Annotated in this window: 16 protein-coding genes and 1 pseudogene; 9 read left to right on the forward strand and 8 right to left on the reverse strand. The window is 59.0% G+C overall.

The features are described from left to right. Positions 1 to 29 precede the first annotated feature (29 nt). Complete coding sequence (gene mnmH, locus OKC40_RS06745; RefSeq protein WP_270794573.1) at positions 30 to 1,145, reverse strand: tRNA 2-selenouridine(34) synthase MnmH; 1,116 nt, start codon at positions 1,143 to 1,145, stop codon at positions 30 to 32. Continuing rightward, positions 1,142 to 2,179 (reverse strand): selenide, water dikinase SelD, encoded by a 1,038-nt coding sequence (selD, locus tag OKC40_RS06750; RefSeq protein WP_182969016.1) that lies wholly within the window; start codon positions 2,177 to 2,179, stop codon positions 1,142 to 1,144. The genes mnmH and selD overlap by 4 nt, the downstream gene beginning before the upstream one ends. A 396-nt stretch (positions 2,180 to 2,575) precedes the next feature. Here selD and OKC40_RS06755 point away from each other — a divergent pair, with 396 nt between their 5' ends. After that, positions 2,576 to 3,004: a GNAT family N-acetyltransferase gene (locus tag OKC40_RS06755; protein ID WP_182969015.1), complete on the forward strand. Its 429-nt coding sequence runs from the start codon at positions 2,576 to 2,578 to the stop codon at positions 3,002 to 3,004. A gap of 35 nt (positions 3,005 to 3,039) precedes the next feature. Here the strand turns inward: OKC40_RS06755 and OKC40_RS06760 are convergent, their stop codons facing one another. The 3 genes from OKC40_RS06760 to OKC40_RS06770 form a co-directional block, all read right to left on the reverse strand. Continuing rightward, positions 3,040 to 4,224 (reverse strand): acyltransferase family protein, encoded by a 1,185-nt coding sequence (locus OKC40_RS06760; protein WP_182969014.1) that lies wholly within the window; start codon positions 4,222 to 4,224, stop codon positions 3,040 to 3,042. A gap of 351 nt (positions 4,225 to 4,575) precedes the next feature. Then, the gene (locus OKC40_RS06765; protein WP_182969013.1) at positions 4,576 to 5,766 is read right to left on the reverse strand and encodes a class I SAM-dependent methyltransferase; all 1,191 of its coding nucleotides are present in this window, start codon (positions 5,764 to 5,766) and stop codon (positions 4,576 to 4,578) included. A gap of 113 nt (positions 5,767 to 5,879) precedes the next feature. Beyond that, positions 5,880 to 7,310, reverse strand: a complete 1,431-nt coding sequence (locus OKC40_RS06770) for a methyl-accepting chemotaxis protein (RefSeq protein ID WP_182969012.1) — start codon at positions 7,308 to 7,310, stop codon at positions 5,880 to 5,882. An 83-nt stretch (positions 7,311 to 7,393) separates the two neighbouring features. On the opposite strand from OKC40_RS06770, the gene OKC40_RS06775 reads away from it, so the two are divergent. Further along, the gene (locus OKC40_RS06775; RefSeq protein ID WP_005345583.1) at positions 7,394 to 7,666 is read left to right on the forward strand and encodes an acylphosphatase; all 273 of its coding nucleotides are present in this window, start codon (positions 7,394 to 7,396) and stop codon (positions 7,664 to 7,666) included. 15 nt (positions 7,667 to 7,681) lie between these two features. Beyond that, positions 7,682 to 8,482: a CHAD domain-containing protein gene (locus tag OKC40_RS06780; protein ID WP_232099054.1), complete on the forward strand. Its 801-nt coding sequence runs from the start codon at positions 7,682 to 7,684 to the stop codon at positions 8,480 to 8,482. 203 nt (positions 8,483 to 8,685) lie between these two features. Here the strand turns inward: OKC40_RS06780 and metG are convergent, their stop codons facing one another. After that, entirely contained in the window at positions 8,686 to 10,719 is a 2,034-nt protein-coding gene (metG, locus tag OKC40_RS06785; protein WP_182969011.1) for a methionine--tRNA ligase, read from the reverse strand. Positions 10,720 to 10,905: 186 nt separating this feature from the next. Between metG and apbC the strand changes: the two genes are divergently transcribed. The 4 genes from apbC (at position 10,906) to OKC40_RS06805 (ending at position 15,238) form a co-directional block, all read left to right on the forward strand. After that, positions 10,906 to 11,988: an iron-sulfur cluster carrier protein ApbC gene (gene apbC, locus OKC40_RS06790; protein WP_182969010.1), complete on the forward strand. Its 1,083-nt coding sequence runs from the start codon at positions 10,906 to 10,908 to the stop codon at positions 11,986 to 11,988. 110 nt (positions 11,989 to 12,098) lie between these two features. After that, positions 12,099 to 12,743: a uridine kinase gene (gene udk, locus OKC40_RS06795; RefSeq protein ID WP_005345570.1), complete on the forward strand. Its 645-nt coding sequence runs from the start codon at positions 12,099 to 12,101 to the stop codon at positions 12,741 to 12,743. Positions 12,744 to 12,806: 63 nt separating this feature from the next. Next, the gene (gene dcd / locus OKC40_RS06800; RefSeq protein ID WP_042061717.1) at positions 12,807 to 13,388 is read left to right on the forward strand and encodes a dCTP deaminase; all 582 of its coding nucleotides are present in this window, start codon (positions 12,807 to 12,809) and stop codon (positions 13,386 to 13,388) included. A gap of 377 nt (positions 13,389 to 13,765) precedes the next feature. Continuing rightward, entirely contained in the window at positions 13,766 to 15,238 is a 1,473-nt protein-coding gene (locus tag OKC40_RS06805) for an inorganic phosphate transporter (RefSeq protein ID WP_075113455.1), read from the forward strand. Positions 15,239 to 15,368: 130 nt separating this feature from the next. On the opposite strand, the pseudogene OKC40_RS06810 reads toward OKC40_RS06805, so the two are convergent. Both OKC40_RS06810 and rne read right to left on the reverse strand, forming a co-directional pair. After that, positions 15,369 to 15,892: pseudogene (locus OKC40_RS06810) on the reverse strand (integrase core domain-containing protein); the annotation flags it as partial. A gap of 386 nt (positions 15,893 to 16,278) precedes the next feature. Next, complete coding sequence (gene rne / locus OKC40_RS06815; protein WP_270794580.1) at positions 16,279 to 19,413, reverse strand: ribonuclease E; 3,135 nt, start codon at positions 19,411 to 19,413, stop codon at positions 16,279 to 16,281. A 414-nt stretch (positions 19,414 to 19,827) separates the two neighbouring features. Here rne and rluC point away from each other — a divergent pair, with 414 nt between their 5' ends. Both rluC and OKC40_RS06825 read left to right on the forward strand, forming a co-directional pair. Next, positions 19,828 to 20,772, forward strand: coding sequence for a 23S rRNA pseudouridine(955/2504/2580) synthase RluC (rluC, locus tag OKC40_RS06820; RefSeq protein WP_204356693.1), 945 nt, complete (start codon positions 19,828 to 19,830; stop codon positions 20,770 to 20,772). Then, the gene (locus OKC40_RS06825) at positions 20,772 to 21,434 is read left to right on the forward strand and encodes an HAD family hydrolase (RefSeq protein ID WP_270794583.1); all 663 of its coding nucleotides are present in this window, start codon (positions 20,772 to 20,774) and stop codon (positions 21,432 to 21,434) included. The genes rluC and OKC40_RS06825 overlap by 1 nt, the downstream gene beginning before the upstream one ends. Positions 21,435 to 21,461 lie beyond the last annotated feature (27 nt).

The following is a 21,461-nucleotide window of genomic DNA, read 5'->3' on the forward strand; positions in this document are numbered from 1 at the left end:
GGGGTCCTCTTGTTGGAACGGTGACGGAGTCAGCCCTGTTGCCCATTGGCGCGCTGCTCGGCGAAATAGTCGAGACAGGCTTGCTTGTCACCGCGAAATACGATGCGCTCCTGCTTGTTGCCAAGCTGGTAGAGATACATGGGATCGTAGTAGCGGGTCAGCAGCAGGGTGATCCAGGCCAGATGCAGCTCGGTGGAGCCGCTGTTGGCCTGCTCGGTGAGGGCGGTCTGCATCAGGGCATCCAGCTCGCGGTGGGCCTGATCGCCGAGACGGCGCTTGAGACGTGCCAACGCATCGGTGAGGTAGGCGGCAAACAGCGGCCAACCGGCTTCCTGACCATACATGGCTTGATAGCGCAGCCAGAGATCGTGCACGTAATCTTCACGGATCTGCTCGGCTCGCTGTTCCTGCGGTACATCCACCACCACCAGCGGCGCCTGACTCATGGCCTCATGGAGAGAGAGCGGGAGGCAGCAGCGACCGATGAGGCGGCTCTCGTCCTCCACCACAAAGGCGTGTTCGCCCCGATGGCGGCGCTTGAGCAGCTCGATGGCCATGTTGTTTTCAAAGTTGATGTTGCTGGGCTGGCCGCCGGGCAGTTGACCGAAGGAGGAGCCCCTGTGATGGGCGTGTCCTTCGAGATCGAGCGCCTGGGCCACATGGTCCAGCATATGGGTCTTGCCGGAACCGGTCATGCCGGTCAACACCGTCCAGTGGCACTCGGCAGAGGCCTTGTCCTGGGTGTCGATCAAAAAGCGACGCAGCTCCTTGTAGCCACCGGCGACGCGGGGGCGAGTGACCCCTGCTTCATGCAGCCACAGTTGTACGGTTTGTGAGCGCAGGCCGCCGCGAAAGCAGTAGAGCAGGGCATCGGGCTGCTGGCGCAACTGCGCCAGCCAGCCTTCGATGCGCTCGGCGCGTACTGCTCCCCCCACCAGCTTGTGTCCAAGCTCAATGGCGGCGGCCTGACCCTGCTTCTTGAAGCAGGTCCCCACCTGGGCGCGCTCATCGTCTGTCATCAAGGGCAGATTGGTCGAGCAGGGGAAGGCCCCCTCCTTGAACTCGATGGGGGCGCGCACATCAATCAACGGCACATCGCCTAAAAAAATCCGGGCGTAGTCCGTGGCCAGTGGCAATTCACTCATTGGACAATCTCGATAAAGCGGGCGCCCTCAAGGGGCTTGATCTGGCCGATGGGCGAGAGTTCTAGCCCAGCTTCGCGCGCGATGGCGAGCAACTCGGCTTCGCTCTCTTTACCCACGGCGACCAGCAGGCCGCCACTGGTTTGTGGATCGCACATGATGTTGCGGGTGCGATCGTCCATGGCATCCAGCTTGTGGCCGTAGGAGTCGTGGTTGCGCAGGGTGCCGCCCGGTACGCAGCCCTCGGCGAGGTAGTAATCCACCTCGTCCAGCAGTGGCAGCGCCTTGAAGTCGAGGCGGGCACTGACGCCAGATCCTTCACACATCTCCAGCAGATGACCGGCGAGACCAAAGCCGGTGACGTCGGTCATGGCGTGCACACCCGGCAGCTCGGCAAAACGCTGACCGATCTTGTTGAGGGTGCACATGGCGTTGGGGGCCAGTTGCTCATGTTCGGGCTTGAGCTTGCTCTTCTTCTGGGCGGTGGTGAGGATGCCGATACCGATAGGCTTGGTCAGATAGAGGGTGTCACCCACCTTGGCGGTGTCGTTCTGCTTGATGGCATCCAGCGGTACGATACCGGTGACCGCGAGGCCGAAGATGGGCTCGGGGGCATCGATGCTGTGACCACCGGCCAGCGAAATCCCCGCCTCATGGCACACCTGACGGCCGCCGTCGATCACCTGCTGGGCCACTTCGGCGGGCAGGGTATTGATGGGCCAGCCGAGGATGGCGATGGCAACGATAGGCTTGCCGCCCATGGCGTAGATGTCGCTGATGGCGTTGGTGGCGGCGATGCGGCCAAAGGTGAAGGGGTCATCGACGATGGGCATGAAGAAGTCGGTGGTGGAGACAATGCCCTGACCGTTGCCGATATCGACCACGGCCGCGTCATCCTTGCTGCTGTTGCCAACGATCAGGGTCGGGTCGTTGAAGCCCGGGATCTGGCTCTTGAGGATGGTGTCGAGTACCTTGGGAGAGATTTTGCAGCCGCAGCCAGCGCCGTGGCTGTATTGGGTCAGACGAATGGAAGACATACTTACCCCTTATGCAGAGGCTCTGTGGAGCCGTCTTGGTCAATGGGCGGCCTTGTAGATTGGAAGACAAGAAGCCGCAAATATGGGTGGCCTCGGTGCCAGCAGGGGCAGCGATGACTGGCAGTTATGGAGGACCGCCAGGCCGGACGGGGAACAAGAGGGCGACAAGGTGCGCCAGCGCAGCCCCGCCAAGGGCCACAGGACGGAGCATTATGCCACATCTGCCCCTTGGGGTTCGAACAGGAATTCACATAAACAGCAGGGAATTGCCCGCACTTGCTTGTCATCGGGCTGGAACCGCCGCGCACTGCTTGATTGCAGTACAGATGCAGCCAAGAGAACGTCAATTGAGAGCAATATCGCACGCAACCACTGCGCCATCAGGAGGAGAACTTAGTGACCACCACGTTTTTGGTTAACCACCCCATTACCACGGCGCAGTTTGCGGCGCTGTTGGCGCAGACCTCGCTGGGGGCGAGACGTCCGCTGGACCATCCGGCCACCCTGCAGGGCATGCTGGATAACGCCAATCTGCTGATCACCGCCTGGCAGGGTGAGACCCTGGTCGGGGTGGCCCGCTCGGTGACCGATTTTCATTTTTGTTGCTACCTCTCGGATCTGGCGGTGGCCGAGTCAGTGCAGGGGCAGGGGATTGGCAAAGCGCTTATTCGCGAGACGTTTTTGCAATTGCAGCCGGGTTGCAAGCTGATCCTGCTGGCTGCGCCGCAGGCGGTGGCGTACTACCCCAAGCTCGGATTTAGCCAGCACCCGAGTGCCTGGGTAATGAGCAGTCTGGATGAACTGGTGCTGGATGAGTTGACATAAAACCCGTCAACTCATCCAGACAGGGTGGGGTTAACTTATCCGGCTTGCTCCAGCGCCGGTTGCCGCGCCTTGCCCCAGCGGCGCAGGCGCCGTTGCAGTGGCCGCTCCAGCAGGTGGTAGCTCAATGCCGAGAGGCCGATCAGCACCGCCAGCATCAGCAAGGTTGCCACTACCCCCAGCAGCGGGTTGGTCTGGCCATACCACCACTCGGTGAGCCCAGGCGCCAGATAGTGGATGAGCTCGCAGCCGGTGAGCAGTACCAGCGCATGGAGCAGGTAGATGGAGTAGGAGAGATCTCCCAGCCAGTTGGTGAAGCGGTTATCCAGCAAGCGCAGCAGCGGGCTCTGGCGTTCTCCTTGCGCAGCTGAAATCCAGATCAGCAACACGTAGGAGCCGATCAGCAGCAGGGTCAGCTGCGGTGTCATGGCGAACTGCATCAGCGCGAAGGGCAGCACAAAGGCGACCAGCAGCGGCAGATCATGCTTCATCATGGGCAAGCCTTTAGCGGCCTTGACCCTCGGCAGCAGCCAGAGGCCGAGCACAAATTCACTTACCCCGCGTCCCACCGCCAGCGCGCCGCTGGTGACATCCAGCGTGCCGCGACTGTGCACGATAAAGGCCAGCATGGTCAGTGCCAGCAGGGGGGCAAGATGGCTCCAGCGACTGCGGGTCACTGCCAACGGAATAAGCAGCGGGAATAGCAGGTAGCTGATCCACTCTACGCTGAGGGACCAGGCGGCGAAGTTCCAGGTCAGCCCATGATCGGTCACCACCTGCAGCAGCAGGAAGGCGCTGGGCAGCGCTTCGGCCGGGGTGAAGGGTGAACCGAAGGGCGGCATCCCTTCCCACTCCCACATCTTGAACAAGGGGCCGGCGTAGAAGCCCACCCCGTGCTGCGCCTTGTAAAGTTCCCAGCCAACCAGCAGCAGCAGGGTCACCAGATAGAGTGGGTAGACGCGGCTCAGCCGCAGCCAGAGAAAGCGGCCATAGCCCACGGTGCGGGGCGTGCGGGTGAAGGCCTCCCCATAGACATGGGCCAGCACCACGCCGCTCAAAATAAAGAACAGATCGACCCAGAGGTAGCCATTCTCGATGAGTTGGGTGTGGCCTGCGATCGACTCCATCCACTGGGGAAAGAGCAGCAAGCGGGCATGGAACAGCACCACCATCAGGGCAGCGATGCCCCGCAGCGGCGTTAACAGCGGCAATGATTGATTCATAAAGGGATCCCTTGTGATGTTCAGCTTGGCCTGACATCGATTTTTGTTGTTGGGCCGCCCATCAATCCTGACGGTGCGGCTGCCCTGGCTCGGCTGCCGCAGGCGGGATCACACTACGGGAAAGAGAGTCATACGGGTGTGATTTAAATCATAAATGCGCAGTTATTGTGCAAAAAAATTTAAACAGATAAAGACGTGGGACGCAGGCTCGGAAAGAGGAGGAGAGGGAACACGAATAAAGCAGAGAGGTTGGTTATCGGGGCGAGCGTCAGGCTCAGGTTTATACGGCGCAATGCAAAACAATCAGGCCCGTAAGGGGCCTGATTGATCACAAGGGAAGATGACGGCCGATCAGCGGGCGCGTACCACCAGACCCTTGAGGTAGAAGCCTTCCGGATAGGCGGTACCGATGGGGTGATCGGAGGCCTGGGAGAGCAGCTCCAGGATCTGGGCATCGCGACCGGCATCGAGCGCCGCATCGGCAACGATCTTCTGGAACAGGCTCTGCTCCATCAGACCGGAGCAGGAGTAGGTCAGCAGCACGCCACCCGGCGCCAACAGCTGGAACGCCAGCATGTTGATGTCCTTGTAGCCGCGGCAGGCACCCAGCAGTTGGGCCTTGCTCTCGGCGAACTTGGGCGGATCCAGTACGATGACGTCGAACTTCTCGCCCTTCTCGCGGTATTCACGCAGCAGCTTGAACACGTCGTGACGGATAAACTGGGTATTGCTGGTATCCAGCCCGTTCAGCTCGGCATTCTGGCGGGCGATATCCAGCGCATTCTGGGAGAGATCGACGTTGACCAGCTCTTTGGCACCGCCCTTGAGGGCATAAACGCCAAAACCACCGGTATAGCTGAAGCAGTTGAGCACCCGCTTGCCTTCGGTGTATTTGGCGGCCGCCTGACGGTTGTCCCGCTGATCCAGATAGAAACCGGTCTTGTGGCCATTGCGGATATCCACCAGGATCTTCACGCCGTTCTCTTCGATCACCACCGGCTCGTTCGGCGTCTCGCCATAGATGACGCCGGTGCGCTCTTTCAGCCCTTCCTTCTTGCGTACTGCCACGTCGGAGCGCTCATAGATGCTGCACTCGGGGTAGAGGGTACGCAGCGCTTGCGTTATCAGCTCGCGCTGGAACTCGGCACCGGCAGAGAGGATCTGGCATACCAGAAAATCGGCATAACGGTCGATGGTCAGACCCGGCAGACCATCGGATTCAGCGGCGCACAGGCGGTAGCCGGTGAGACCCTGACGCTTGATCAGCGGATCGCGAGACTCCTGGGCATATTTGAGGCGACGGATAAAGAAGTCGAGATCGATGGTCTCCTCTTTATCGAAGGTCCAGACCCGCGAACGGATCTGGGAGCTGCCTGACCAGGCACCACGGGCGAGCCACTTGCCATCGTTGGCATAGATCTCGACGGTGTCGCCGTCAACGGGGTTGCCTTCAACCCGCTCAATCCCCTTGGAGAAGATCCAGGGGTGACGGCGCAGCAGGGATTTTTCGCGGCCTTTGACGAGATAGATGAAAACGCTCATGGGTGTTTGCCGATGGTAGAAAGAAAAGGGGCCACATTCTATGTGGCCCGCAGGTAAAACTCAAACAACCCGGTGTAATGAAGCGGATTGCGCTGATCTGGCTCCGCGAATGGTCAGATCTTAATCCCCTTGAGTGCCTGGGTCAGCTCGGTGGCGGTGGCTTTCAGTCCCTGAGTACCGGCTACCGAGGCGCTGGCAGACTCTTCCACCTGCGCCGCTTCATGGCGTACCTGATCGAGATTGTGGGTGATCTCGGCGGCGACCGAGCTCTGCTCCTCGCTCGAGGTAGCGATCTGGGTGCTCATCTCCAGCACCGCATCGCTGTGGTTGCTCAGTTTTTCGATATCCAGCCCCACCTCGCTGATGAGCTGCTGGCTACTGGCGGCGCGGCCAACTGTCTTCTCCATGATCTCGTTGAGGGCGCCGGTACCGGTCTGCAGCTCCTCGATCATCTGCTGGATCTCCACCGTCGCCTGCTGGGTACGGCTGGCGAGGGTGCGCACCTCGTCGGCCACCACCGCAAAGCCGCGACCCTGCTCACCGGCACGGGCCGCTTCGATGGCGGCGTTGAGGGCCAGCAGGTTGGTTTGCTGGGAGATGGCGTTGATAACGTTGACCACTTCGTTGATCCGGTTGGCGTTGTGGGTGAGCCGCTCGACCGCGCCGGAGGCGTTGCCAATCTCGTCGGCCAGGGTGCGGATCGCCTCGATGGTACGGGCTACCCGGTTTGCGCCATTGGCCGCCTCTTCACTCGACTGGCGGGTCTGCTGCAGGGTGTCGTTGGCATTGCGCGCCACTTCGCGGATCGCCGCCGACATCTGCTCCATGGCGGTAGCCAGTGAATCCATGTGCTGGCGCTGGGAGCGCGCCATGCTCTCGCCTTCGCTGGCATGGTCACGAAACTCGTCGGCGGCCATGGTCAGCGCTTCGGCAGACTCCTCCACCAGTTTGACGATCTGGTGCTGGCGGTCGGTAAAGCGGTCGATGCTGCCCGCCAGGGTGGAGAACTCGTCGCGCACCGGGAAGAAGTTGAGCCGGAAAGTGAGATCCCCGTCCGCCACGGTTTGCAGCGCCTTGTTGGTGGAGTAGAGCGCACCGGAGACAAAGGTCATCATGTAGTGGATCACCAGCGCCATCAGGGTGGCCAGTGCGGCGATCAGGGTTAGGGTCGAGCCTTGGCCGTCCCACATGGAGAGGTTGCCGGTATCGAGATCGCCGGTGACGTAGCCCGCCTGACCCGCTGGCGCGGTAAACAGGTAGTGAGCCCCTTGCTGCTGCAACCCGCTGCTGCCTTGCGTGGTCAGACGCAGATCGGCAGGTAACACCAAGGTGGGCTGCTGGCTGATCAACTGCGCCGTGGTCTCGACCCGTTGCTGCAACTGCGCTACCCGCAGGGAGATCTCCTGCTGATGGCTGGCTGCTAGCATGTACCAGCTGAGAAAGGCGATGATGAAGAGCGGTAACCAGAACGCGATATGGAATTTTTCACTGATGGTGAGGTGAATGAGATAGCGGTCAACCCACCGGAATTTAACTTCTTTCATAATGGAGCTGCATCCTGCAGAAGATAGAGTGTCGGGCACATTATCGTCGCGGGAAATTTTTTCTTAAGTGGAAGGTGCGAGAAATGGGAGAGCAATCGTTTGTCATTCGGGTGTGGGGGCAGGTGCAGGGGGTGGGATTTCGTTATTTCACCCGTGAGCGGGCGCTGCAACTGGGTTTGCGGGGCCATGCCTACAATCTCGAAGATGGCTCGGTGGAGATCCTGATCAGCGGCCCCGCGCAGGGGGTGCAGATGATGCTGGGGTGGCTGGAGCATGGCCCGCGCACCGCCAGAGTGACCCGGATGGAGTATGAAGAGGCGCTGCCGCCCACCGGTCAGGGCTTTCACACCAACTGAAGCGGCAGGGGCGAGATGGACGCTGACAAGGAATGTCTGTTGCTGACTCAGGCAAAAGTCTGGGTCGCCCGCTATCAGGAGGCGGCGCGGGCGGTGCGTGAAGAGGCCAGCGAACCGACCGTTCATGGCTACCGTATCGCGGCGCGCCGCCTGCTGGCGCTGCTCGCCCTGTGGCGGCCACTCATCTATCACCCCGAACTGGAGCGGTATCTGCTGCGCTCGGTCGGGCGGCTCTCGGCCTTGCGCGATGCGCAGGTCTACACCGAGCGTTTTGGCAAGCCGCCCGCCAGCACTGTTGATACCCACAAATCGACCTGCCGCGTGCCCCTGTTGTCGCGGCGACTGGCCCGCTGGCTCGTGGCGGTGGCGCAGGTGCCGGATTCGTGGGCACTGGTGCCGCTCTATCAGCAACATCTGGCCCTGCGGCTTGATGAGGCGCAGTGCGCCCTCGATGAACATCCTCTCTCTACCAGGAAATCGGCCCACTCCCGTCGTCAACAGTTGCGCCGCTGGCATCGGCTGCGCCTCGAGATCAAGCAGGTCCGTTATGGCGTTGAGCTGCTGCAGGCGCTGGGGGGAGGGGATCCGGGCTGGTTGGCCACCCTGACGCATTGGCAGGAGCGACTCGGCCAGTTGCAGGATTGGCGTCAATGGCGGCGGGCATTGAGAGCAGAGCAGGGACGCCCCCACAAGCAGACGAAACTGCAGCAGCAGTTGAAGGGGAAGGTCACCGCCCGTTTGCGTCTACTGGAGTGCCAGCAGGCGGAGCTGGTGGCGCTCAAACTGGAGATGCTGGCAGGCTCACAACAGGGATAAGATGCCCAGTCGGGTGGTCAGGTATTTAGGACAAAATGTATCGCCCGCCAAGGCCAGCGGTGGATAGCCCCGAGGTCGCAATCTGAGGCAGCCATTCGCGACCAGCATCTACAAATACAATCCAAGCCAAAGATGTGAGACAAAAAAAGAGAGGCCGTTTGGCCTCTCTTCTCTATTTGGTTATGTATGTCGCAGCGATACGCTTACTTGACGCGCATGCCAGGCTGGGCGCCTTCCTGCGGCTCCAGGATCCAGAGATCCTTGCCGCCCGGGCCTGCGGCCAGCACCATGCCTTCGGACATGCCGAAACGCATCTTGCGCGGCGCCAGGTTGGCCACCATCACGGTCAGCTTGCCTTCCAGATCTTCCGGGTTGTAGGCGGACTTGATACCGGCAAACACCTGACGGGTCTCGCCGCCGATATCCAGTTGCAGCTTGAGCAGCTTCTCGGCTTCCGGTACCGCTTCGGCCTTCTTGATCAGCGCGACGCGCAGGTCAATCTTGGCAAAGTCGTCATAGCTGATGGTCTCGCTGATGGGATCGTCTGCCAGCGGGCCGGTCACTTTCGGTGCCTGCTCTTTGGCCAGATCTTCCTTGGAGGCTTCCACCATGGCTTCTACCTTGGCGGGCTCGATGCGGGAGAACAGCGCCTTGAACGGGGTCAGCTGATGGTTGGTTAGCGGCAGGGCCACGCCATCCCAGGAGAGGGTTTCACCCAGGAAGGCTTCGGCGCGCTCGGCGAGCAGCGGCATCACCGGCTTGAGGTAAGCCATCAGCACGCGGAACAGGTTGATACCGACGGAGCAAACTTCCTGCAACTGGGTGTCAGCCCCTTCCTGTTTGGCAATCACCCAGGGGGCCTTGTCATCCACGTAGCGGTTGGCTTTGTCGGCCAGCGCCATGATTTCGCGGATGGCGCGGCTGAATTCGCGTGCCTCATAGGCCTCGGCGATGGTGGTGCGGGCGTTGGCGAATTCGGCGTAGAGCTCTGGCTCGGCGCAGCTGGCCGCCAGCTTGCCGTCGAAACGCTTGGCGATAAAGCCGGCGTTGCGGGAGGCGAGGTTGACCAGCTTGTTGACCACGTCGGCGTTGACGCGAGCCACGAAGTCATCGAGGTTCAGGTCCAGATCGTCGATGCGGCTGTTGAGCTTGGCAGCGTAGTAGTAGCGCAGGCACTCCGGATCCAGGTGGTTCAGGTAGGTGGATGCCTTGATGAAGGTGCCCTTGGATTTGGACATCTTGGCGCCGTTGACGGTCACATAGCCGTGCACGTTGACCTTGGTTGGCTTGCGGAAGTTGGCACCTTCCAGCATGGATGGCCAGAACAGGCAGTGGAAGTAGGCGATATCTTTACCGATGAAGTGGTACAGCTCGGCGCTGGAGTCTTTGCTCCAGTAGCTGTCAAAGTCGATGTCACCGCGCTTGTTGCACAGGTTCTTGAAGGAGGCCATATAGCCGATGGGGGCATCGAGCCAGACGTAGAAGAACTTGCCCGGCGCGCCCGGGATTTCGAAACCGAAGTAGGGGGCGTCACGGGTGATGTCCCACTGCTGCAGGCCGCTCTCGAACCACTCCTGCATCTTGTTGGCCATCTCTTCCTGAATGGCGCCGGAGCCGCGCACCCACTCAGAGAGCCATTTTTCAAATTGCGGCAGGTCGAAGAAGAAGTGCTCGGAATCCTTCATCACCGGAGTGGCACCGGAGACGGCAGATTTCGGATCAATCAGCTCGGTCGGGCTGTAGGTGGCGCCGCAGCTGTCGCAGTTGTCACCGTACTGATCCGGGGATTTGCACTTGGGGCAGGTGCCCTTGACGAAACGGTCCGGCAGGAACATGGACTTTTCCGGATCGAACAGCTGGGTAATGGTGCGGCCCTTGATAAAGCCACCGTCTTTCAGACGACCGTAGATCAGTTCCGCCAGCTCGCGGTTTTCGTCGCTGTGGGTGGAGTGATAGTTGTCAAAGCTGATGTTGAAACCGGCGAAGTCGGTCTGGTGCTCCTTGGAGACGGCCGCAATCATCTCTTCCGGGGTGATCCCCATCTGTTGCGCTTTGAGCATGATCGGGGTGCCGTGGGCATCATCGGCACAGATGAAGTGCACCTGATGACCGCGCATTCGCTGATAACGAACCCAGATATCGGCCTGGATGTGTTCCAGCATGTGGCCAAGATGGATGGAGCCATTGGCATAGGGGAGGGCGCAGGTTACCAGCATTTTACGAGGATCAGTTGCCATATTACGTTCTTGATGTGCTTGTTGGGATGATAGAGTGCCGTGCATGTTACCCGAATTGGGGGTAGCCTGCCTAGGGTTGTGGCTGTGCCGACCTTGGCAGAACCTGTCGTGACGATGGCAGGCAAGCCACTGATTTGTGTGCGGTAACCGTTCACCTCAAGATAAAGACAAGATAATGAGGAGTTAATGGTGATTGATTCAGTAAAACAGATCCTCGCCGAATTTAAGCCAGCAAGCTGGCACAAGGATCTGGTGGATGCCGGATTCGTTCGCGAGATCATCAATCAGGGTCAGGGGCTTACTATCCGGCTGGTATTGCCGTTTGCCGGTCTCTCGCTACTCGATCAGCTCAAAGAGAACTACGATGCCAGGCTGCGCAGCGCCACCGGCGCCGCCCGTATCGACTGGGCACTGGAGATTGACGTCGCCAGCATGCCACGGGCGCAAGGGCTCAATGCTGTGCAGGGCATTCGCAACATCATCGTGGTTGCCTCTGGCAAGGGGGGGGTGGGCAAGTCCACCACCGCGGTCAATCTGGCGCTGGCCCTGCAAAAAGAGGGGGCGCGAGTCGCCATTCTCGATGCCGATATCTATGGCCCCTCCATTCCCACCATGATGGGCACCCTCAAGGAGCGCCCGGTCAGTCATGACGGCAAGCTGATGGAGCCGGTGATGGCCTGCGGCCTCAAGAGCAACAGCATCGGCTATCTGGTCTCCGAGCAGGATGCCACCATCTGGCGTGGCCCGATGGCGAGCAAGGCGCTGGCGCAGATCCTCCATGAAACCCGTTGGGGTGAAGTGGATTATCTGGTGGTGGACATGCCGCCGGGCACCGGCGACATCCAGCTCACCATGGCCCAGCAGGTGCCCACTTCGGCGGCAGTGATCGTCACAACCCCGCAAGATGTGGCGCTGGCCGATGCCCGCAAGGGGATCGCCATGTTCAACAAGGTCAATGTGCCGGTGCTCGGCATCATCGAGAACATGAGTTACCACGTCTGCAGCGCCTGCGGTCACCATGAACCGCTGTTTGGTACCGGTGGTGGCCAGAAGATGGCAGAGCAGTATCAAGTGGCGCTGCTTGGCCAGCTGCCGCTGCACATCGATATCCGCCAGCACATGGATGATGGCTGCCCGACGGTGTTCGGCGCACCGGAAGGGAGCCTGGCTCAGGCCTATTTGAAACTGGCGCGCAGGGTAGGGGCTGAACTCTTTTTCAGCGCAAAACCGATTGCGACCCCCCTCTATGCCATGGCACTGGATGAATAATCGGCTATCGGTCACTTGAAAGGGAATTGAGGGTGGGCATGACCCACCCTTTTTTATATAATGGATCGGTTTAAACCATCCCCACTGCTCTTCTCTTTTAGGTATTTGTCATGTCTGATACTCAACATTCGTGTGTGATCATCGGTATTGCGGGCGCATCTGCGTCTGGCAAAAGTCTTATCGCCCAGACCATTTATGAAGAGCTGGTGGCCGAACTGGGCGCAGGTCAGATTGGTGTGATCACCGAAGATTGCTACTACCGTGATCAGACCCACCTGACCATGGAAGAACGGGTCAAGACCAACTATGACCACCCCAATGCGCTGGACCACGACCTGCTGGTACAGCACCTGAGCCAGCTGGTCAAAGGTGATGCTGTCGCCATTCCCCAGTACTCCTACACCGAACATACCCGGATGAGCGAAGTGACCCCGTTTGCGCCGCGCCGGGTGATCATTCTGGAAGGGATCCTGCTGCTGACCGACAGCCGTCTGCGCGATCTGATGGATGCCTCCATCTTCATGGATACCCCGCTCGACATCTGCCTGCTGCGCCGTCTGGTGCGTGACGTGCAGGAGCGTGGCCGTACCATGGACTCCGTGCTCAAGCAGTATCAGAAGACGGTGCGTCCGATGTTCCTGCAGTTTATCGAGCCGTCCAAACAGTATGCCGATGTGATCGTGCCCCGTGGGGGCAAGAACCGCATCGCCATCGACATGCTCAAGGCGCGTATTCGCCACATGTTGATTGGTTAAGATGAAACAAGCCGGGTGATGCCCGGCTTTTTTAAAAGCACAATTTGTCAGGAGAGTCGCCCAATGCGTCTGTGTGATACCGATATTGAACGCCATCTGGATGAAGGCAAGATCGTCATTGAGCCACGGCCCGGAGTAGAGCGGATCAGTGGTGTCAGTGTCGATGTGCTGCTGGGTAACGAGTTTCGGGTGTTTCGCGATCATACCGCTCCCTATATTGATCTGAGCGGTCCGAGCAGCGAGATGGCCGATGCCATCGATCGGGTGATGAGTGACGAAATCCACGTCCCCGATGGTGAAGCCTTCTATCTGCACCCGGGCCAGTTGGCACTGGCGGTGACCTATGAATCCGTCACTCTGCCTGCTGATATCGTCGGCTGGCTGGATGGCCGCTCGTCATTGGCGCGCCTGGGTCTGATGGTGCATGTGACCGCGCACCGCATCGATCCGGGCTGGTCCGGTCGCATCGTGCTGGAGTTCTACAACGGCGGCAAACTGCCGCTGGCGCTGCGCCCGAAGATGAAGATCGGTGCCTTGAACTTCGAGATGCTCTCCGGCGCCGCCGCCCGTCCGTACAACAAGCGGGAAAATGCCAAGTACAAGAGCCAGCAGGGCGCCGTTGCCAGCCGCATCAATCAGGACTGATAACAGGTCGTACTGCAACGATTCAAGGGAGCACAAGGTGCTCCCTTTTTGCATCTGGAATCAAACGGGTATGGGGTTTGAGGTGCTGGTCGGATGAGATTGGCAGGGAAGGGGTGTTTTATCACCATTTTTGCCCTTTTTTCTGTCATAAAAACGTCATAAAAATGAAATTATTGGCTTAAATATCAGCTATTTTTGCCCTTTCGCGCAATCATTGATGGCTTTAATTAATCAATGGCAAGCCGCATACAGACTGGCTCTAGGATATTTTTTACCAAAAAGCTCTTTTTTTTTATGGCTGAAATATTTCAATGGTGGCTATGGTGTTGGCCGCCATCTGGCATAATCCGCCGCAACTCATAAACAGGCTTTTTTTTATGTTTGAAATGTTTAGTGGTTTGGGTTTGTGGTGGTCAATCGGTTTGGTATTGGCCGTTTTTTTTGTGCTTGCCTATGAATTTATCAACGGCTTTCACGATACCGCCAACGCGGTAGCAACGGTTATCTATACCAAGGCGATGCCGGCTCACCTGGCGGTGGTCGCATCGGGGATCTTCAACTTTTTCGGCGTCATGTTCGGCGGTTTGGGTGTGGCCTATGCCATTGTCCATCTGCTGCCCATCGACCTGCTGCTTGGGATGGATTCCACCCAAGGGTTGATCATGGTCTTCTCCTTGCTGTTTTCCGCCATCGTGTGGAACCTGGGTACCTGGTTCTTCGGGATCCCGGCCTCCAGTTCACATACCTTGATCGGTTCCATTCTGGGGGTAGGCGGCGCCTATGCCTGGATCACCCATAAACCGGTGACCGAGGGGATCAACGTGGGCAAAGCGATCGACATCATGCTTTCCCTCATTATCTCTCCCACCATCGGTTTCATCATCGCGGCGCTGCTGCTGCTGGCGATGAAGCGGATCTGGACCAGCAACAAGATCCACAAAACGCCGGAAGAGCGTCAGCTGGTGGATGGCAAGAAACACCCGCCGTTTTGGGCACGTTTGACCCTGGTGGCTTCTGCCATGGGCGTCAGCTTCGTGCACGGCTCCAACGATGGCCAGAAGGGCATCGGTCTGGTGATGCTGGTGCTGATCTGCATGGCGCCCGCCTATTTCGCGCTGGACATGAGCAGCCGCTCCTATGATCTGGACCGGACCCAGGATGCCAACCAGCGCATCATGGAGATCTACCAGCGCAACCAGTCAGCTCTCTCTGGCGTTATCAACTTCTCTGCACCGGTAACGGCTCAGGAAGAGCTGATGACCCACTGCTCCGCCGATGGCGTGCTGCAGGCGATGGCTACCCTGGATGCCCGTCTGGCTGCCGTGCGTACTTATGATCAGATGAGCCTGACTGATCGCCGTGAAGTGCGTCGTCTGCTGCTCTGTATCGATGACACTGCCCGCAAGGCTGCCAAGCTGCCGCTGCCTGCCAAGGAGCTGACCGATCTGGCCAAATGGCGCAAGGATCTGACCGCGACTGCTGAATACGCACCGACCTGGGTGATCGTCTCCATCGCACTGGCGCTGGGTTGCGGCACCATGGTGGGCTGGCGTCGTATCGTCCATACCGTGGGCGAGAAGATCGGTACCACCGGTATGACTTACAGTCAGGGCATCGCGGCTCAGATCACGGCTGCAACTTCCATCGGGGTTGCCAGTCTGACCGGTATGCCGGTGTCCACCACCCACATCCTCTCTTCTGCGGTGGCGGGTACCATGATTGCCAACAAATCCGGCCTGCAGAGCCAGACCATCAAGACCATCCTGATGGCCTGGGTGCTGACCCTGCCGCTGACCATGCTGCTCTCCGGCGGCCTGTTCATCGTCAGCCATCATCTGTTTGGTGGATAACATCGTTACTTTTTTTTAAAGGGCCTGCGGGCCCTTTTTTCATATCTGCGATTGAATCACCTCTGGTTTTCTAGACACTCTTTTGCTGAAAAATAAACAGCCTTTCAATATCTACCGACGGCTGTAGTGGTCAACTAAATTCGGACACTTGGTTAGGCCTAGTATCGACTTTTGCTGGCGGCATCCCGTCATTGTGGCGATGTGGACGCTGCCAGTTGTAGTAATCCATCAGGTAATAACTGATATCCCGCATTGCTTCCCACAGACCAATGTATCCCGTTGCCGGAGCTACTCTGACTTCAGGCTTCTGAACAACCGCTCCATCGGGGCGTTATCCCAACAGTTACCACGGCGACTCAGATAGCGCCACAGTCGTTGCCGAAATGCCCGACTGCCGTATTGGCTACCCTACTCGGAGTGAAACAGCACGCCTGATAGGCCATCTCCAGTGCTTTGATTGCCAACTCTGCATCAGGTTTGTCAGACATCGCCCAGCCGGCGACCCGCCAGGTATGACCGGCGCAACTCGCTGCGTTGCTGTATCCGCTCACGGTTAATCGTCCGCTTGCGAGCCAGATAGTCGTAAAAACAGGATGTTGGAACACCGAAAGCACAGCAGACCAGGGTGATGGGAGCTTGCTCTCTTAATTGGTCTGGTGGCGACTGTACCACCTAAAATGGTGTCCGGGATGATTAGACCAAACAGCAACCACCACCAAGTCTGCCGTCATGCGTGGTTTCATTGAATTCAATCTTTAAAACGGTCATCCGAATGATTGCTGTATGCCAACAAGCAAGAATCTGCGCTAACAATATCAATTGGCATGATACTGAACATGAGCGCTTTGAATGGGCTCTCTCAGAAATATCCAAGGCGCAAGCACGAGAGGGGGCTGGGAATAGCGAAAAACAAATAACAGAGGGAGGGCGTGAGTCTCGCAGAGGGTTGCGCTGTGTCAATGAGAGTGCAACAGGGAAGAGAGAAATAAAAAAGCCACACCGATTGGTGTGGCTTTGATTAACGGGCTAACCCGGATCGGTTACGGACGACCGGCAGGGCTGGTAGCCACGTTGACGGCAGCTGTGCTACCACCATGGCGACCGGATGTGCTCACCTCGTTGCGTACCAGCGGCGGGTGGTTAACCGGCTCACGAGCAGGCAGGGCAGGGGCTTCGGCAGGCGTTGCCATCGGCGCTGATGCCTTGCGAGCACGAGCCAGCAAGCCAGCACCGTGTACTACCTGTTTGGTGACAACCGGCGCCTCTTCCACCACTACCGTAGCCACGGCAGCCGGGGTTTCGATGACAGCAGCAGGAGCTGGTGTTTCAACAACAGCGGCGACAGGTGTGGCTTCCACAACAGGGGCTGTTACGGCCGGGGCTTCTTCAACAACCGGAGCCGTTTCAACAACGTGTGCAATTTCAACTACGGTGGCGGTGACCACTTCGGCAACCGGCGCAGTGACAACGGCTACTTCTGGCTCTGCGGCAACGACAACCTCAGCGACAGCTTCGACAACCGGGCTGGTAGCAACATCGGCTTGAGTTGCTGCAACCAGGGCAGTGGCCTGCTCGGCAGCTTCTTCGGCAATGGCTTCAGCAACGACGTGCTCGGTCAGCGCGGAAGAGGCCTGCAGGGCGGCAGCAATGGCTTCCGCGCTCGGGATGGTGACCACGGGTACTACCGGCTCTTCGGCTTTTACCTTGGCAGCATCAGCCTGGGCAGCGGTAGTGAGCTGGCTCTCTGTTGCTGGTTGCTCTTCATCACGCTGGCTGCGGGCATCTTCGTTGATGCGCTTGCGACGCTGGCCTTCGATACGCTGGGTACGCGGAGTGCGACGTGAACGGCGTTGCCCTTCACTCTGCTCTTCCTGCTCGTTACCCACTGCATCGATTACCTCAGCTTGCACTGCTGCATCGTCAACCGGCAGGGCAGGGGTGTCAGCAGCGGCGACATCGACGCGGATCTGCTTGCGCAGTTGGCGACGTTCACGGCGCTCGGCCACTTTCTGCTCTTTCTCCTGACGCGGCTCGATGGCGACTGCATCAACGGCTTCTACCGCTTCAACAACGACCTCGGCGCGCGGCTCACGGGGAGCACGCGGTTCACGGGCTGGACGTGGCGCACGCTCTTGACGAGGTTCGCGAGGCTCGCGCTCCTGACGAGGTTCACGTTCCATGCGCTGTTCGCTGCGCACTTCACCACGGGTCTCGCTACGGGCTTCACGTTCCTGACGGGGCTCACGCTCTTTGCGGGGACGGCGATTGCGGTTTTCACCGGCTTCGCGGTTGCCACCTTCACGCTTCTCGCCAGCTTCCGCATTGTTGCGGTTGTTGCGATTGTCGTCACGACGGGGACGCTGGCCACGGGCGCGGGTCTCATCACGCTGGTGACGATGACCTTCATCCTTGCGAGCTTCCCGCGCTGCCGGTTTCTCGGCGGGCGCTTTCACTTCGGCAGGTGCGCTATCACTGCTGAACAGACCGCTAATGCCTTTGATCAGCTTGCTGAAGAAACCGGCTTCGGCAGGGGCTGCAGCAACGGGCGCCACCGGCTGTTGCGGGGCAACAGGGGCCGGTTGTACCGGTTGGGCAAAGCCTTGCAACAGCGGTTGCTCACGCTCGATCACCTGGGCCTGTTTCGGCTGGTAGGTCGGCTTGGCAATTTCGGTTTTCAGCTCGTAGCTGGCCGCTTCCGGGATCTCGTTCTGACGAATGCGAGTCACTTCGTAGTGCGGGGTTTCCAGATGCTGGTTCGGAATGATGTAAACACGGACATCATTGCGCTGTTCCAGACTGGCGATGGCGGCACGCTTCTCGTTAAGCAGATAGGCGGCAACATCCACAGGCACCTGGCCGTGAACCTGCTCGGTGTTGTCCTTCATGGCCTCTTCTTCGATGAGACGCAGGATGGACAGGGCGAGAGATTCGTTGTCACGGATAACCCCTTGACCCTGGCAACGGGGGCAGATATGGCTGCTGGACTCGTTGAGGGAGGGACGCAGACGTTGGCGAGACATCTCCAGCAGACCGAAACGGGAGATCCGGCCCAGCTGAATGCGGGCCCGGTCCTGATGCACCGCTTCACGCAGACGGTTTTCCACTTCGCGCTGATGGCGAACCGGGGTCATGTCGATGAAGTCGATAACGATCAGGCCGCCCAAGTCGCGCAGACGCAATTGACGGGCAATTTCGTCGGCCGCTTCCAGGTTGGTTTGCAGCGCAGTCTCTTCGATATCGCCGCCCTTGGTGGCGCGGGAGGAGTTGATATCGATGGAGGTCAGGGCTTCGGTCGGATCGATAACGATGCTGCCACCGGAGGGGAGGCGCACTTCACGCTGGAAGGCAGACTCGATTTGGCTCTCAATCTGGAAGTGGTTGAACAGGGCAACTTCACCCTTGTACAGCTTCACACGGTTGAGGAAATCGGGGCGAACCAGCTCGATATGGGCTCTGGCGCGTTCGAAAATCACCGGATCGTCGATCAGGATCTCGCCCACATCGCGACGCAGATAGTCACGGATAGCGCGCACGATCACGTTGCTTTCCTGGTGGATCAGCACGGGAGCGGTACGCTCTTGTGACGCCTTGTGGATGGAGTCCCAGTGGTTGAGCAGGACGTTCAGATCCCACTCCAGCTCTTCCGGAGACTTGCCCACACCGGCGGTACGCACGATCAGGCCCATGCCTTCCGGCACGGTCAATCCGCTCAGGGCTTCTTTCAGTTCGGTCCGCTCATCACCCTCGATACGGCGGGAGATACCACCGGCACGGGGGTTGTTGGGCATCAGCACCAGGTAGCTACCGGCCAGACTGATAAAAGTGGTGAGGGCTGCACCCTTGGTGCCACGCTCTTCCTTGTCGATCTGGACGATAACTTCCTGACCTTCGCGGACCACTTCTTTGATGTTGGGACGACCCTGATAGGAGTAACCGGAGGGGAAGTAATTGCGGGCGATCTCCTTCAACGGCAGGAAACCGTGGCGCTCGGCGCCGTAGTCAACAAAAGCAGCTTCAAGGCTGGGTTCTACGCGGGTGATCTTACCCTTGTAAATGTTCGCTTTCTTCTGCTCGTGTCCCGGACTTTCAATATCCAAATCGTAGAGCTGTTGTCCGTCAACCAGCGCTACGCGCAACTCCTCTTCTTGAGTTGCGTTGATAAGCATTCTTTTCATTGAGTTCTCATTATTGTGTCATTTTGATTTCCTCCATCTGGGGTCCTGCCGGCGCCGACCTCGGGTCTTCAGCATACTGGGGCAACCTCCCGGTTGGGGTATGCATGAGGCGCAAACTAAGGGCGCTCTGGTCATCACTTCTCGAGAAGGGATGAATAAGGATGCCGAAATGGAGACAAATAAACGGTAATGTTTGTGTTCTCCATGCGTTGTACCTCGCACCCGGGAACCGTCATGTTCTTGTATACACGGTGTTTCGGGATTGGGTGGCATACTTTTTGGCCACTTAGTACAAGGCTTGAACACAATGACAAAACCTTGTTTATTATCCCATTTAAACCTCTTTTATAGCAAGGCGCCATTTTTCAACAAACCATGCAGCCAAGGGGCGCTCGCAGTGTTAAAATCCGCGCCATGACACAGATACAACAACAAGTGCAGCTGCTCACCATCGAAGCTGAGCATGAAGGGCAGCGCATCGACAATTTTCTCAAGACTCAGCTAAAGGGCGTCCCCAAGAGCCTGATCTATCGCATCCTTCGCAAAGGCGAAGTGCGGGTAAACAAAAAGCGCATCAAACCGGAGTACAAACTCTGCGCGGGTGACGAGGTGCGGGTTCCTCCCGTACGTGTTGCCGAGAAGAATGAGTTGCCATCGGCCAACCTCGGGGTTATCCAGCGTCTGGAGAGTCAGATCCTGTTCGAAGACGATGCCATGATCGTGCTGAACAAGCCCTCCGGCATGGCCGTGCACGGTGGCAGCGGGCTGAGCTTTGGCGTCATCGAAGGGCTGCGCGCCCTGCGTCCGGAAGCCCGCTTCCTCGAACTGGTGCACCGACTCGACCGTGACACCTCCGGCGTGCTGCTGGTCGCCAAAAAGCGCAGCGCCCTGCGCAGCCTGCATGAGCAGCTGCGCGTCAAGACCATGCGCAAGCAGTATCTGGCGCTGGTGCGTGGCAAGTGGCAGGCTCACGTCAAGGTGGTCAACGCCCCGCTGCGCAAGAACGATCTGCAATCCGGTGAACGGGTAGTGCGGGTCAGTGCCGATGGCAAGCCCTCCGAAACCCGGTTCCGCATCGTGCGTCAATTTGCCGAAGCGACCCTGGTCGAGTGCAGCCCCATCACCGGCCGTACCCACCAGATCCGCGTGCATACCCTGCATGCCGGTCACCCGATCGCCTGTGACGATAAGTACGGTGAAGCGGCGTTTGACGAGAAAATGCGCAGCCAAGGACTGAAACGACTCTTTTTGCATGCCTGGAAGCTCAGCTTCACTCATCCGGCCGATGGTCGCGAGATGCAAGTAGAAGCCCCCCTTGCACCCGAGCTTGACGGTTTCCTGGAAAAGCTGGCGCACTAATGCAAGATATCCGGCTCGCCATTTTCGATTGGGACGGTACCCTGATGGATTCGGTGGGCCGGATTGTTGCTTGTGTGCAAGGAGCCGCCAGAGATTGTGAACTGGCGGTGCCTACGCCAGCCCGGATCCGGCAGATCATCGGATTGAGCCTCGATGTCGCCATGTCCCGTCTGTTCCCCTTATGCAGTGACAGTGGCGCTACCAGCGATGAGCGCCAGATTGCCGCACTCATCGATCGCTATCGTCATCACTATCTGCACGATGCTACCCCCAGCCCGCTGTTCGCCGGGGCAGGGAAGTTGCTGCATGACTGGCAGTCACAGGGGCTGCAACTGGCGGTCGCCACCGGCAAATCACGCCGAGGGCTGGATCGGGTATTGGATGAGACCGGACTGCGCCCGCTGTTTGCCACCAGTCGCGGCGCAGATGAGGCCAACTCCAAACCCGATCCGTTGATGCTTGAGCAGATCCTGGCCGAGCTGGGGCTGTCACCCCGGCAGGCGGTGATGATCGGTGACTCCGTGCACGATATGGCGATGGCCGAGGTGATCGCCATGCCGCGCATTGGCGTCACCTGGGGGGTAGATAGTCGTGATGCCCTCGGTCGTCACGGGCCTGTGGCGGTGGTGGACTCCATGGCGGCGCTCAGAGCGCTGTTGTGACCCTCTCCTTGCGAGCAACAGGGTGCT

Source organism: Aeromonas sp. QDB11, from assembly GCF_027705265.1.
Taxonomy (GTDB): domain Bacteria; phylum Pseudomonadota; class Gammaproteobacteria; order Enterobacterales; family Aeromonadaceae; genus Aeromonas; species Aeromonas allosaccharophila.

Coding starts and splice junctions, on each gene's coding strand:
- mnmH (WP_270794573.1), bottom strand. CDS start 1,145: ATGAGTGAATTGCCACTGGCCACGGACTACGCCCGGATTTTTTTAGGC.
- selD (WP_182969016.1), bottom strand. CDS start 2,179: ATGTCTTCCATTCGTCTGACCCAATACAGCCACGGCGCTGGCTGCGGC.
- OKC40_RS06760 (WP_182969014.1), bottom strand. CDS start 4,224: ATGAATCAATCATTGCCGCTGTTAACGCCGCTGCGGGGCATCGCTGCC.
- OKC40_RS06765 (WP_182969013.1), bottom strand. CDS start 5,766: ATGAGCGTTTTCATCTATCTCGTCAAAGGCCGCGAAAAATCCCTGCTG.
- OKC40_RS06770 (WP_182969012.1), bottom strand. CDS start 7,310: ATGAAAGAAGTTAAATTCCGGTGGGTTGACCGCTATCTCATTCACCTC.
- OKC40_RS06775 (WP_005345583.1), top strand. CDS start 7,394: ATGGGAGAGCAATCGTTTGTCATTCGGGTGTGGGGGCAGGTGCAGGGG.
- OKC40_RS06780 (WP_232099054.1), top strand. CDS start 7,682: ATGGACGCTGACAAGGAATGTCTGTTGCTGACTCAGGCAAAAGTCTGG.
- metG (WP_182969011.1), bottom strand. CDS start 10,719: ATGGCAACTGATCCTCGTAAAATGCTGGTAACCTGCGCCCTCCCCTAT.
- apbC (WP_182969010.1), top strand. CDS start 10,906: ATGGTGATTGATTCAGTAAAACAGATCCTCGCCGAATTTAAGCCAGCA.
- udk (WP_005345570.1), top strand. CDS start 12,099: ATGTCTGATACTCAACATTCGTGTGTGATCATCGGTATTGCGGGCGCA.
- dcd (WP_042061717.1), top strand. CDS start 12,807: ATGCGTCTGTGTGATACCGATATTGAACGCCATCTGGATGAAGGCAAG.
- OKC40_RS06805 (WP_075113455.1), top strand. CDS start 13,766: ATGTTTGAAATGTTTAGTGGTTTGGGTTTGTGGTGGTCAATCGGTTTG.
- rne (WP_270794580.1), bottom strand. CDS start 19,413: ATGAAAAGAATGCTTATCAACGCAACTCAAGAAGAGGAGTTGCGCGTA.
- rluC (WP_204356693.1), top strand. CDS start 19,828: ATGACACAGATACAACAACAAGTGCAGCTGCTCACCATCGAAGCTGAG.
- OKC40_RS06825 (WP_270794583.1), top strand. CDS start 20,772: ATGCAAGATATCCGGCTCGCCATTTTCGATTGGGACGGTACCCTGATG.